General features: G+C 54.2%; 11 protein-coding genes. 6 read left to right on the forward strand and 5 right to left on the reverse strand.

Annotation, left to right across the window (positions count from 1 at the left end):
- Positions 1 to 10: 10 nt before the first annotated feature.
- The gene (fabI, locus tag PsAD13_RS25890; RefSeq protein WP_057461408.1) at positions 11 to 775 is read right to left on the reverse strand and encodes an enoyl-ACP reductase FabI; all 765 of its coding nucleotides are present in this window, start codon (positions 773 to 775) and stop codon (positions 11 to 13) included.
- A gap of 381 nt (positions 776 to 1,156) precedes the next feature.
- On the opposite strand from fabI, the gene PsAD13_RS25895 reads away from it, so the two are divergent.
- The gene (locus PsAD13_RS25895) at positions 1,157 to 3,190 is read left to right on the forward strand and encodes a hypothetical protein (protein WP_063319933.1); all 2,034 of its coding nucleotides are present in this window, start codon (positions 1,157 to 1,159) and stop codon (positions 3,188 to 3,190) included.
- A 26-nt stretch (positions 3,191 to 3,216) separates the two neighbouring features.
- The gene (locus PsAD13_RS25900; protein WP_063319934.1) at positions 3,217 to 3,672 is read left to right on the forward strand and encodes a type III secretion system chaperone; all 456 of its coding nucleotides are present in this window, start codon (positions 3,217 to 3,219) and stop codon (positions 3,670 to 3,672) included.
- Between the two features lie 63 nt (positions 3,673 to 3,735).
- On the opposite strand, the gene PsAD13_RS25905 is transcribed toward PsAD13_RS25900, so the two are convergent.
- A complete protein-coding gene (locus PsAD13_RS25905) occupies positions 3,736 to 4,797 on the reverse strand; it encodes an FAD-binding oxidoreductase (protein WP_063319935.1) in 1,062 nt (353 codons plus the stop codon).
- A 326-nt stretch (positions 4,798 to 5,123) separates the two neighbouring features.
- Here PsAD13_RS25905 and PsAD13_RS25910 point away from each other — a divergent pair, with 326 nt between their 5' ends.
- From PsAD13_RS25910 to PsAD13_RS25925, 4 genes are all read left to right on the forward strand, one after another.
- Positions 5,124 to 5,681, forward strand: a complete 558-nt coding sequence (locus tag PsAD13_RS25910; RefSeq protein WP_063320073.1) for an XRE family transcriptional regulator — start codon at positions 5,124 to 5,126, stop codon at positions 5,679 to 5,681.
- Between the two features lie 105 nt (positions 5,682 to 5,786).
- Complete coding sequence (locus tag PsAD13_RS25915; RefSeq protein ID WP_063319936.1) at positions 5,787 to 8,270, forward strand: FAD-dependent oxidoreductase; 2,484 nt, start codon at positions 5,787 to 5,789, stop codon at positions 8,268 to 8,270.
- Between the two features lie 367 nt (positions 8,271 to 8,637).
- The gene (locus tag PsAD13_RS25920) at positions 8,638 to 9,372 is read left to right on the forward strand and encodes an FCD domain-containing protein (protein WP_208986946.1); all 735 of its coding nucleotides are present in this window, start codon (positions 8,638 to 8,640) and stop codon (positions 9,370 to 9,372) included.
- Positions 9,373 to 9,413: 41 nt separating this feature from the next.
- Positions 9,414 to 10,625: a mandelate racemase/muconate lactonizing enzyme family protein gene (locus PsAD13_RS25925; protein ID WP_063319937.1), complete on the forward strand. Its 1,212-nt coding sequence runs from the start codon at positions 9,414 to 9,416 to the stop codon at positions 10,623 to 10,625.
- Positions 10,626 to 10,718: 93 nt separating this feature from the next.
- Here PsAD13_RS25925 and PsAD13_RS25930 read toward each other — a convergent pair whose 3' ends face one another.
- From PsAD13_RS25930 to PsAD13_RS25940, 3 genes are all read right to left on the reverse strand, one after another.
- Positions 10,719 to 10,949 (reverse strand): tautomerase family protein, encoded by a 231-nt coding sequence (locus tag PsAD13_RS25930; protein ID WP_063293390.1) that lies wholly within the window; start codon positions 10,947 to 10,949, stop codon positions 10,719 to 10,721.
- 50 nt (positions 10,950 to 10,999) lie between these two features.
- Positions 11,000 to 11,539, reverse strand: coding sequence for a pyridoxamine 5'-phosphate oxidase family protein (locus PsAD13_RS25935; RefSeq protein ID WP_063319938.1), 540 nt, complete (start codon positions 11,537 to 11,539; stop codon positions 11,000 to 11,002).
- 206 nt (positions 11,540 to 11,745) lie between these two features.
- The gene (locus PsAD13_RS25940; RefSeq protein ID WP_063287541.1) at positions 11,746 to 12,210 is read right to left on the reverse strand and encodes a DUF1348 family protein; all 465 of its coding nucleotides are present in this window, start codon (positions 12,208 to 12,210) and stop codon (positions 11,746 to 11,748) included.
- Positions 12,211 to 12,374: the final 164 nt, after the last annotated feature.

The raw sequence follows: 12,374 nt of genomic DNA on the forward strand, positions 1-12,374 counted from the left end.
CGGTGCCGGCCTAACCAATGATGCGGTAACCACCGTCAATGGGGTGAACCACGCCGGTGATGTTTCGGGCTTCATCACTGGCCAGAAAGGCGGCATATGCGCCAATGTCTTCAATACTTGCGAGTTTTCGGGTGGGAGCACGCTCGGTCGCGTCGGCCAGCATCTCGTCAAAGCTGGCAATGCCGCTGGCGGCGCGTGTTGCCAGCGGGCCAGGGGACAGCGCGTTGACAGAGATGCCCTTCTGGCCCAGTTCGGCAGCCACATAGCGCGTGGTGCTTTCCAGCGCGGCTTTCACCGGACCCATGATGTTGTAGTGGCTGATCACCTTTTCCGAGCCATGGAACGTCACGGTCATGACGCTGGATCCGGAAGGCATCAGCGGTTCCGATTTGCGGATGAGGCGCAGGAAGGAGTGCACGGAGATGTCCATGGCCACGCCAAACCCTTCTGCCGAGCAATCCACCACCCGGCCATGCAGGTCAGCCTGCGGGCAAAAGGCGATGGAATGGAGCAAAATGTCCAGCGACCCCCAAACCTGCTCGATTTGCTGGTAAAGAGCATCCACCTCATCAGGTTTCGTCACATCCAGCGGCGCAAAAATGGCTGCATCGGCTTCTTCTGCCAGTGGGGCCACATGCTTTTTCGCTTTGTCATTCAGGTATGTAAGAGCCAGTTCTGCGCCTTGTGCCTTCATGGCTTTGGCGCATCCCCATGCAATGGACTGGCTGTTCGCCACCCCAACAATAAGGGCTTTCTTGCCCTTCAATGAAAACATGCGGTCATTACCCTGTTGGTTGAAACCTGTCATTTGGAAGGAAAACAACAAGACTAGAAATAGCTATACAGGAGAAATAAGGAAAACCAAGGTGCGAAATCTAGTAAATGAATTGGGCGGTTGAAATATTCAAAGAGTGACTATTTATGTAACTAAGTAATTTTGTAATTAATTTTAAGTCGTTTCTCGGTGAGCGTTGAGTAACCTAGTTTTCCAAGACAAATGTGTCTGTTGTTTACTTTTTTCGGTTGGCGACCGGAGCTGAGTGCCTGTCAGCACAGACACGCCCGGCAGGGGATTCTAATAGTTTGATTAAAACGTGATCCCGGAGTGTTTCTTTAGTTTTCGGGAAAGAAGATATTACCAAGCGATGGTGCTTTCATGACCGGATCAACTTTATCTGTTTCAACCACTCAGCCAACTGTCCCTCAACCCGATCTTGCGCAGTATCAGGATGTGGTTCCTCCTAAGCCAAGTGAGCGGATTGTTGAGTATTCGCTCAACTATGTGACGAAGAAAACGGCGCAGCATGAAGCGGTTCTGGGTGAAATAAAGCGCGAGCTCAATTCTTATTTCAGCACTGAGGTCACGGAGAAGGTGGTTGATCACTTCCTCTCCACAAAGCCACATCTGCCAAAATCCAGCGTGCTCGCCATGCTCCTTCATGTGCCAAGCAAAGCTTCGCAGCAAGCGCAGGAAAAAGTGACAGCGCTCTTTGAAGAGGCCCATGCCTATGGCAGCAGGCTGACGATGGAAACCTTTTTTGAAGGCGCCGCAATTCCGGATGATCCAAAAAAGGCGGCTGAAGTTCTCACGGCCCGCATTGTTGAACTGGCAAAAACAGCAGATGCGGATGGTATTTCCAGCATCACGCGGTCGCTGAGCTTTCTTGGCGGCTCAGACAACGCAGTGTTGAAAGAAGCCGTGCCGATCGCGCTGAAGGCCGTCCATTCCACGCTTGTCTATCCCGAGAGCGTCCGGACACAGAATGCAGCGCAGGGGGGAGACGTTGCGCGCGTGCCGGGTGAGGTGACAACCCATCTGCTCGCACTCATCAGAAATGAAGCGCAAACCCCGGGTCTGGACCCGGAAACAGCTGGCAATTTGGCTGAGGTTGACGGGTATGTGAAGGATCAGGTTCTGGGCCATAAGATCTCCGTGCCGGAAACCCGCGAGCTGTTGACTGCTGTTGCGGAGCGATTTGAGGAAATCGGCCTGAATGGCCTTGCCGATGAGACCAAAACGCTGCTGGGACAGCTGGGCAAGAGTGACAACCCGCCGCTGACGCGCCTGCACGATGCGATCTACTCCCGCGTGCTCGACAGTACCTTTATTGCGGATATGGTTCACGACACGCCGCAGTCCGTGATGAACTCCGCACAGCTGGTGAAAGATGGCATCCGCGATGTGATTTCCATCCAGACCCCGCGGGTCCAAAACCAGACAGCCATGACCATGCACAGGATGATGGCAGGCAACGAGCGGTTCTGGATGCCGGAATGCCCTGAGCTGATGGAGTTTGTGCAAGGGCCGCGTGACGATGCGCTGATGAATCTGGACAAGTTTTTGTCCGCTCCAACCCGCAACGGATATGACGCCATTGCAGTTCCTATGCTGGTTGTGAAGTCCACTGTTGCCTTGCATGCATTGCTGACCAAGACGGTGCCTGCAGACCGCCAGCCACTGGTCGTCAACGGCAAGAAGGTCGCTGACTTACCTGCTTATGTAAAGGTTGCCAACAAGGCCTATCAGGGGATCTGTCAGGAAGCCAATCGAACGAATGCTCCGGAAGATCCTGATTTGCAAAAAGCAGACAGATCCAAAGTTGGGCGTACGGACACGCCAAAGAGTGCGCATGCCGGGATCACCCTTGGCTATCAGCCCGGCAGTGTGACGTTTGAAGGAGATGTAAGCAAGATCCCGAGCACGCACCCTGCGGATGTGAACCTGCCAAAGCTGCAGGAACCGAGCAAGTCTCAGGTTGAAGCGCTGTCTCGTGGTATGCCGTTTGCCTCTGGCGTTTCCGGTTCAACCAACCTCAATCTGCATTTCCTGCATTATCTGAGGCACACCTCCCCTAACCCGGACCAGATACCGGATTCCAAAGACTACATGGTCGCAAACACCATGTTCCTGAATTACGACGGTGGTCACTCAATCCACGAGGCGCTTTGGGTTGGGCAGGAGCTGGACGGTACGCTGGGGCTGGATCTTGGTTTGGCGCAAGGGAAGCCAGATGGAACTCAGATTGAGTCCTCAAGCTATGTCTCCGACCTCAATGAGTTCATCGACCTTTACGATGGCACGGAGACTGGTGACGCATTGGCACGAGCCAAGGAAAACGCCTGGGATGCGACACTGGATTACTTTGATGAGCACAGCTACGCCGCCGGTAAAACCGTGAGCGACGCCTGAGCCTCAAGCCAATTTGGAAATAGAAAATGAAACAAGCTGAAACACTCATTGCCGAGCTTGGCGAGAAAATCGGGCTGCCAAACCTTCAACTGGATGAGGAAGGGCTCTGCTCTTTTGACGTTGAGGAGGAGTTTACGCTCACCTTGGGTGCAAACAATCAGGATGAGGTGATCCTGTTCGCCCTGCTGCCTGACATCCAGAAAGACAAACGCGAGGCAGGGTATCGGTTGTTGCTGCAAGCCAACCTGCTGGGCAAAGGCACCGGAGATGCGGTTCTTGCCATGACGGAAGGCGACAACCAGCCAGCGCTGAATTCAAGGTTTTCTGCCAAGAGCCTTGGTATCGCGCAGCTTGAAGAGAAGCTGGATAAATTCATCAAGCTCGCCAAACTGTGGCGCGTGACCATCCAGTCCCTCAATACCTCACAAAATGAGGGCACAACGCAGCTTCATCCCACAAACGATGAGTGGCTTCGCGCTTAAGCTTGAGCGCTTGTCATCCTGTTGGGCTGTTCGCAGGCAGCCCAACGGTCCTTTGTCAGCCTCTTAAAGCGTAGGGGCAGACAGAGCTTGCTCGCAGATCTGGTTGCTGATCCGCTCGGCAATCAACGGGGCGAGGATGACGCCGGGGTGGCTGCCTGCCACGAAAGCGTTGGTGAAACCGTTGATGGGACGAGCGAGTGGTTCGGAGGATCGGGTTGCCGGGCGTTGGCCGACCTGAATGGAAAGCAGCTCCACACGGCCCGCATTGGCAAACGTATCTTTGACCGCCTGCACAACTGTCTCTCCGATGCGTGCCAGCTCTGCCGGGTCTTCGGTCTTTGGCGGGCATTCAGCAATGGCAAAATTGCCTGTTCCCAGACTGCGCATCTCCACATCCGGTGTTTGCAGCACCGGAAGGAAGTCCGGCACTTCTGCACTCACTTCGATGTAGGTGCAGGGCGAGGTATAAAGATCGTGCTCTGGCTCAAATGGAGCGATCAACGCACCATTGCCGCCACCAGAAGCAAGCACGGTAAAGTCGCTGGCTTGCAGCTCCCCTCCCGTCATGACCCCTTTACAATGGTGGTCAGACGTATCCAGCCCGCTGGTGGTGCTGTTCAAAACCACCCTGCCGCCAAGGCGCTCAAAGGCGTTGACCAGTTTGCCGATGACTTTGGGTGGGTACCACGACACATCCTGCGTCGAATGAGCTGCAAACTCTGGCGGGTTGGCGAGAGCCGGCAGATGCTGCTGAAGTTCCTGTTTGCTCATGGTGCGGGTTTGTGTGCCCGCCTGTTGCTGCCGGTCGATCAGGTGCTGGGTTTTTTCCGGTGTGGCGCGCCAGACAATAGCGCCGCCTTCTGCATCAAACAGCGTGCCGTCAAACTCCGCGTTCAGGGCTTTGTAACGCTGGATGCCATCAACCAACAACGGGAACAAATCCGGTTGGTCAATCGGATCATTGGCGATATGGCAGATCCAGCCAAAGGAAACACGTGAGACAACTCCGCCCACACTGTGGTTTGCATCAAACAGGGTGACTTTGAAACCTTGACGCGCGAGCTTATACGCAATCATGGCTCCCGTAATTCCGGCCCCGATCACGTTAACGCTTAAATTTTGCATAGATGCCTCAGTTCAAAGAAAAAGATACCGGCCAGCGACAAACATCGCTGATCAGCTGAAGAATTCAAAGGAATGGCTATGCGCAGACCCTAACGAACCCTCCTGCACGGTGGAACCGGCATCCTGAAAAATAAGAGGGTAGTGATATATTTGTCGCGACTAATATAGTCAGCGAGATAATTTCGGTAACCAATTGATACAGTGAGATAAACAACCGATCTCATGGCTTTTGATCGCCTGGATTGCAGGGCCTAGGTGAAATATCTCTTGAAAATTTCACGATGATTAGTGAAAATATCGCGAAATATTTCACGGAATCACGTCACATGACTATCACAAGTACATTGGGGGAAGATCTGAAGGCGCTTCGCATCGCGCGCGGTATGAAGCTTGAAGATCTGGCAAAACAACTGGGCCGCTCAGTGGGGTGGCTCTCTCAGGTAGAGCGGGATAAATCCACGCCGCGCCATACAGACCTGAAGCACTTTGCCGAGGTGTTCGGCGTCCAGCTCTCCCTGTTTTTCGGCAATGCAGAAGCGCCTGAAAATGAGAGAGGCCGTGTGGTGCGCGATGGCAACCGCCGCGTGATTGGAGAGCGGGATAAGGGCCTGCTTGAAACACTGGTGTCACCAGACCTGACCGACAGCTTTGAGATGATCCACTCCACCTTTCAACCGGGCTCTCACCGCAGCGCGGCGATTACGCGCCCGACGCAAGAGGTGGCCTACATGGTCTCCGGTAAGCTGGATGTGTGGATTGGGGAAGAGATGTTCACGGTGGAAGCAGGCGACAGTTTCCGCATCAAGGAGGCGTCTTACCGCTGGTCCAATCCATATGCTGAACCTGCCATTGCGATTTGGGTGATTTCACCGCCGGTTTACTAGGGCATCCGCTCACAGAAATGTTTGCAGACAAGAATGATACCCGTCTCACAGAGATAAGCGGGAGAGGACTACATGACAAACGAATAGATTTTGGAGGAGGCGCGCATGTCTATCCCAACCACCGCGCGGGTTGTCATTATCGGCGGCGGCGTTGTCGGCGTTTCCACGCTATACCATCTGGCAAAGCTGGGCTGGAGCGACTGCGTGCTTCTGGAAAAGAATGAGCTGACGGCAGGCTCCACGTGGCATGCAGCGGGCAACTGTCCCAACTTCGCCACCAGCTATGCGGTGATGAACATGCAGCGTTACGGTTTGGAGCTGTATCGCGGTCTGGCTGACGAGGTGGACTACCCCATCAATTACCATGTAACAGGCGCGATCCGACTGGCGCACAGCCACAACCGGATGATGGAGTTTGAACATGTGGCTGCCATGGCTGAGCACATGGGGCTGAAGATGGACATGTGCACGCCTGAGCAGTTGCAGCAGCACTTTCCCTTTATGGAAACACACGATCTGGAAGGTGGCCTCTGGGATCCACTGGACGGCGATATTGATCCGGCACAGGTGACACAAGCCCTTGCCAAAGGCGCACGAGAGCTGGGTGCCCGCATTCTGCGGTTTACCCCTGCCACAGGCGTGCGCCGCGAAGGTGGAGAATGGATCGTTTGTACTAAGGCAGGCGAGATCCGCTGCGAGTATGTGGTGAATGCAGCTGGCTACTATGCTGCCCGCGTTGGCGAATGGTTTGAGCCGTATGGTGGGCGTGCTGTGCCTTCCGTTACCATGAGCCATCAGTATTTCATGACAGAGGCTGTTCCTGAGGTGGAGGCATGGACCAAGGCGCAGGGCCGCAAGCTGCCCATGCTGCGTGATCCGGATACCTCCTATTACCTGCGGCAGGAAACGGGTGGGTTCAATCTTGGGCCCTATGAGCGGGCCTGCCGAACCGCATGGACCTCATCAGACGACCCTATGCCGGATGACTTCAGCTTCCTGCTCTACCCCGATGATCTGGAACGGTTGGAGTTTTACATCGAAGACGCCATGGCCCGCGTGCCCTTGCTCGGAACGCAAGGCGTGAAACGCAACATCAACGGCCCTATCCCCTATGCGCCTGATGGCTTGCCTATGATTGGCCCCATGCCCGGTGTGCCCAACGCGTTTGAGGCGCACTCCTTCACGTTCGGCATTGCGCAGGGCGGCGGGGCTGGCAAAGTGGCGGCAGAGTGGATTGTACACGGCCAGACTGAGTGGGATATGTGGGCGGTCGATCCAAGACGTTACACCGATTACACCGATAAGCAGTATTGCATCGATAAGGCGAAAGAAGTCTACGGCCACGAATACGCCATGCACTTTCCCCATCACGAATGGCCAGCTGGTCGGGACCGCAAGCTCTCCCCCAACCACACCAAGCTACTGGAACTGGGTGGACAGTTGGGGGCTTACAATGGTTGGGAACGGGCCAATTGGTTTGCGCAAACGGGCGACGATATCTCTCACGAGGCCACGCAAACATGGAGCCGCTCCGGTCCATGGCAACAGCGGGTGCGAGAAGAATGTGAGGCCGTGCGTGACCATGCTGGCGTGCTGGACCTCCCCGGCTTCTCGCGGTTCAAACTTTACGGCACAGACGCTGCTGACTGGCTGCGAGGGCAGATCGCGGGAGGTCTCCCCAAAGTTGGCCGTATGACCCTTGGCTACTTCTCCGATGATTGTGGCCGCGTCCTAACGGAAATGTCGATCCTGCGCCATGGTGCAGACGAGTTCACGCTGATCACCGCCGCGTTGGCTCAGTGGCATGACTTTGAGCTGCTGAAAGCCCGCCTGCCAGAAGGATTGGGTCTGGAAGACCAGACAACGGACAAAACAACACTGATCGTCACCGGCCCAAAGGCCCGTCAGCTGCTTGCTCCCATGCTCAAAGCGGACCTGTCCCTAAGCTGGCTGAGCCTGCAACAGGCAACCATTCTTGGTAAGTCTGTTATGTTGGTGCGCGTCTCTTTTGCAGGTGAGCTGGGCTGGGAAATCCACGCCAACATTCAGGATATGCCAGAGATTTATCGGGCGATCCTTGCAGCTGGCGCCAAACCGTTTGGCATGTACGCGCTCAATGCCTTGCGGTTGGAGAAAGGCTATCGCAGCTGGAAGGGAGACCTCTCAACCGACTACACCTTGCTGGAGGCAGGTCTGGACCGGTTCGTGAAGCTTGATAAGCCGCAGAGCTTCCCCAGTAAAGCCGCACTGCTGACAGAACAGGCAGAAGGCGTGAAGCGTCGGTTTGTGACGATGATCGTGGAGGCGGGCGAGTATGACGCTCCTTACATGTCCACCATTTGGCATGGGGATCGCATGGTGGGGGAAGTCACCTCCGGCGGGTGGGGCTACCGCGTTAATGCCTCCATCGCGCTTGGTGTCGTGCAGGCTGATCTGGCAAAACCGGGAACTGAGCTGACCATCAAAATCTACGGCAAGCCCTACAAGGCAATCATACAGTCGGATGAACCACTTTGGGACCCGGAGAATGAGCGCCTCAAAGATCAAAGCACGCCTGAGAGTGTCGTTTTGGAAGGGCACGCAGTGTAATACCCGTTCGTCTGACATGATCTGTGGTATCCATATCTCTCCTGCTCCACAGGACTGAAGCAGAAAAATATGGATGCCGTAATAGTTGGGTGTGCGATCTATACTTGATTTATTTTAAGTTTAGATATGAGTATGACTTTATTTATATTCGTGTGTACTCCATTCTATAACATAATATAGCTTTGCGTGATGAGTTTACGCGTGGTGTTTGCATGTTGACATCTAAGCAGTCAGTCATATTTAATTGTATGTCAGACATGGATAGGGTTGTCTTATCTTTCTGCTTTTTTGATGAGGCTGACGCGCGATGGTATCGACATATACTCAGGATCTGCGAGATCAGATCACCGAGGAACTGGCTCGGTAGTTGTTTTCTGCTGAGCTCAAGCCCGGTGACTTTCTGCCCAAGGAACTTGAGCTCACGGACCAGTTTGGTGTGAGCCGCGCCACCATGCGCAGCGCTCTGGCAACCTTCACCAATCACGGCATCATTGAGCGAATTTCCGGCTTTGGCACACGCGTCAAAGATTATCAGGAATGGAACATCCTCTCCCCGCAAGTGGCCACGTGGATCGCGCAGTATGGTGGCAACACATTGATCTTTGCCCGGGAGATTTTCCGGTTCCGCACGTCTGTTGAACCGTTTATTGCTATGGAAGCCGCCCGCCGGGCCACGGCAAAGGATCTGATGAAGATAGAAGCGGCGTGGAACGGCATGTATGCGGCCATGCAGAAGGACGACCTGACCTATCGCGGCAAGCACTTCCAGCAGTATGACATTCAGTTTCATGAGGCGATTTATCAGGCGACCCATAATCTGGTCTGGGTGCAGATTGGGCGCAGTACCATGCCCGCGGTGTTTGTCCTGATCAAGAAAACCACGGAAGCCGCCAGTGAGCTGAGCGACAGTCTGGAACGCCACCGTCGCCTTTTGGAAGCCATTCGTTTGAGGGATGCGGAGGCGGCTCGAAAAGCGTCTGTCCGCATCATTGACCGCGCGGCCTATGATCTTGATCTGGATGAACTGAACGAAGAGATCCGCGAGAATTCACTGGCCAACGTCGTGATGCAGAATGAGCGTGACCGCCTCGCCTCTGACTGAGCTGCAATCTTCTTCCCCAACTCCTTTCTCCGAGACACAACATGAAAATCACCGGTATTGAAACCATCAATCTCAAAGAATTTCGCAATGTAACCTGGGTGCGCGTGCATACGGATGCGGGCAGCTTTGGTCTGGGCGAGACCTTTTATGGCTCAGATGCGGTTTGCGGGTTCATCCACGAAACGCTGGGTCAGGAACTGATAGGCCGTGACCCAACCCAGATTGATGCGATCTCCCGCCTATTGCTCAACCCCATCTGCGGTTTCAACTCCACGGGAGCTGAAATGCGGGCCGCCTCTGCCATTGATATCTCGCTGTGGGACCTTGCGGGCAAGACACTTGGCGTACCGGTGCATCAGCTGCTGGGTGGCAGAAGCCGAGATAAGATCCGCGCCTACAACACCTGTGCAGGTTATGAATATGTGAAGGACAAGCAGGTCAACACCACAGAAGACTGGAGCACGGGCTCTGTCTCTGAAGGCCCCTATGAGGATCTGGAGGCTTTCCTCTCCGATGCCGGTACTCTGGCAAAGAGCCTGCTGGATATGGGCTTTCGCGGCATGAAGATCTGGCCGTTTGATCAGTTCGCGGTCAAAACCAACGGCACCTACATATCACCGGAAGATCTGGAGGCCGGTCTGCGCCCGTTCAAGCAAATTCGTGAGGCTGTTGGGGATGCAATGGACATCCATGTGGAGCTGCACAGCGTGTGGAACCTGCCCATGGCCGAAAAGATTGCTCGTGCACTGAAGCCCTACAACGTGTTCTGGCTGGAAGACCCGATTAAGATGACCAACGTGGATGCACTGGCAGAATACGCTCGCCGTGCTGAGACTTGGGTCACCGCCAGCGAGAACCTGGCCACACGCTGGTCTTTCCGCGAACTGTTTGAAAAGCGGGCCACGGATGTTTGCATGCTGGATATCGGCTGGTGCGGCGGCCTGACGGAGGCCAAGAAGATCGCCACCATGGCGGAAACCTACGAGTTGCCCGTCGCGCCGCATGATTGCACCGGACCAGGGCTTCTGACCGCAGCCGTGCACCTTTCCATAAACCTACCCAATGCGCTGGTTCAGGAGATGGTGCGGGCATTCTACTTCGGCTGGTACAGCGAGTTGATGGAAGGCCTGCCAGTATTCGAAAATGGCTACTTGCTCGCCCCAACCGCACCGGGCCTTGGCATCTCGCTCTCCCCAAAGGTCTTTGAACGTAGCGATGCAACAATCCGGATGACGGGCTCAAAGAACAGTTAGATTGCACATGGCATGACTGTGGGCGCCCGCTGGACATTAAGTCTGTCCTGCGGGCCTTCACCCGTTGTGCTTGTTACACGCTGGTCTGTGAGCTTACTCGTTGACTTCCTGAAGTGGTTTCTCACCCACTGCAATCTCAGGAATGGTATCTGTCAGCAGTTTTCCAGCCACTGCAATATTATCATATGAATGTTCCTCAAGATGAATCACGAGGTGGTCTCTGGCTAAACCTGTTGTGGTGCAAAATGCTTCGGTTAAAGCTGCAACACAGGCAGCTTTCTTTTCACGGCTAAGACGAGGGGAATAAACAACAATATGAGGCATGGCTTGTACTCCTTAAAATCAAGGCACTTTGAAGTATAAGGCAGCCGATTTTAAAGTGTTACAGAAGCACGCCTGGGAATATGTCTTGGGCAATCCCACTCAAGTGCTTTTGTTTTAATAGTAATCGCTCGCTCAGGATCAGCCTTATAGCTTTCAGGCATGAGATCCATGACAGACTCCCGGTCTTCCTCCAGGGAAGTTATCTGCGCCTCACCCCAGATTTTGAGCCTTTGCTGTGTTTCATAGTCCACCAGTATGAGAGACACGCGGGCGTTTTGAGAGATGTTTCCAGCACTGAGATATTGCCGGTTGCCGCGATAGTCGGCATACGCAAAATGCTGGTCATCCAGCACCTTCAAAAAACCTCTTGGCCCGCCTTTAAATTGCACATACGGCCAGCCAGTTTGCGAGAGTGTTGAGAGGTAGAACCCATCCATACGGCTGATGAATGCGGCGTGGTCTGGTTCAATCTGATGACCCGTCAACTCCTCCCCTTCCAGAAATGTAGCGTAGGCTTCTTTGGTGCCATAGCGGTCCTGAAAAGATTGAGCAGCAGGCGTAAAGGCAATCTGGGCAAAGGCTTTGGGCATGAAAACTCCCGAGATATCTGATGAATATCTTTGAATATGGGAGCTGGAACAGAAAATGCGACGGTCCTTTGGGTAGAAGGAGCCGTCGCATTGCTCTGGGGGGAGCGGGAGGAACTGGGCAAGTCCGCAGTGTTCTGAAAAGGCCAAGTCGATGGGGCCGTGCTTGGCACTCTAAGCGGATGAACGCATTCCTCCGGTGGAGCTCGTTATAAGTTCATTTCGGACAGACCTGGGTGGTGATCCGGGCGGCGGCCAAAGGGCCAGGCAAACAGGCGTTCGTTTTCGTTGATCTCCGTATCGGTGATGCAGGTGATCCGTTTTTTCATCAAACCTTTGGTGTCAAATTCCCAGTTCTCGTTGCCGCAGGAGCGGAACCACTTGTTGTGTATGGTGCGCCATTCGCTGACAATGCGAATTGAGAAACGGTTTTGGTTATAACTCCAAAGCTCTTTGATGTGGCGATAGTGGAGCTGGGTTTTCCATTTGGCGGAAAGGAACCCCATAATCTGTGGCCGGCCTTCGATCGTCTGGTTCCGGTCATGCCACATGCAATCGCGAGACAGGTTTCGGATAACAATAGTCGGGCAGCGTGAGTTCCACGCATCCTCCGCAGCTCTTACCTTTGCGAGTGCCGCATCTTCCGTCAGGGGGCGCATAGATAAGTTGAGCATATTGTTACCTCTTATTGTTTACTGATCGGTACAGTTGCTGATTGCTAAGGTGTACCGATCTGTTCATTTGGTCAATTCACCAAATTGCGAGGTGTGTGATGCCCGTCACGAGACTTAGCAAAGTCCTTTGATTTTGCGGTTAAAATGAATTCCCTTGTTCGGCC

The organism is Pseudovibrio sp. Ad13 (assembly GCF_001623225.1).
In the GTDB taxonomy this organism is placed as follows: Bacteria; Pseudomonadota; Alphaproteobacteria; order Rhizobiales; family Stappiaceae; genus Pseudovibrio.

What these genes read in the sequence shown, in the direction of transcription:
- PsAD13_RS25905 (WP_063319935.1), bottom strand. Translation starts at nt 4,797, where the DNA reads ATGCAAAATTTAAGCGTTAACGTGATCGGGGCCGGAATTACGGGAGCC.
- PsAD13_RS25930 (WP_063293390.1), bottom strand. Translation starts at nt 10,949, where the DNA reads ATGCCTCATATTGTTGTTTATTCCCCTCGTCTTAGCCGTGAAAAGAAA.
- PsAD13_RS25910 (WP_063320073.1), top strand. Translation starts at nt 5,124, where the DNA reads ATGACTATCACAAGTACATTGGGGGAAGATCTGAAGGCGCTTCGCATC.
- PsAD13_RS25895 (WP_063319933.1), top strand. Translation starts at nt 1,157, where the DNA reads ATGACCGGATCAACTTTATCTGTTTCAACCACTCAGCCAACTGTCCCT.
- PsAD13_RS25935 (WP_063319938.1), bottom strand. Translation starts at nt 11,539, where the DNA reads ATGCCCAAAGCCTTTGCCCAGATTGCCTTTACGCCTGCTGCTCAATCT.
- fabI (WP_057461408.1), bottom strand. Translation starts at nt 775, where the DNA reads ATGTTTTCATTGAAGGGCAAGAAAGCCCTTATTGTTGGGGTGGCGAAC.
- PsAD13_RS25940 (WP_063287541.1), bottom strand. Translation starts at nt 12,210, where the DNA reads ATGCTCAACTTATCTATGCGCCCCCTGACGGAAGATGCGGCACTCGCA.
- PsAD13_RS25915 (WP_063319936.1), top strand. Translation starts at nt 5,787, where the DNA reads ATGTCTATCCCAACCACCGCGCGGGTTGTCATTATCGGCGGCGGCGTT.
- PsAD13_RS25925 (WP_063319937.1), top strand. Translation starts at nt 9,414, where the DNA reads ATGAAAATCACCGGTATTGAAACCATCAATCTCAAAGAATTTCGCAAT.
- PsAD13_RS25900 (WP_063319934.1), top strand. Translation starts at nt 3,217, where the DNA reads ATGAAACAAGCTGAAACACTCATTGCCGAGCTTGGCGAGAAAATCGGG.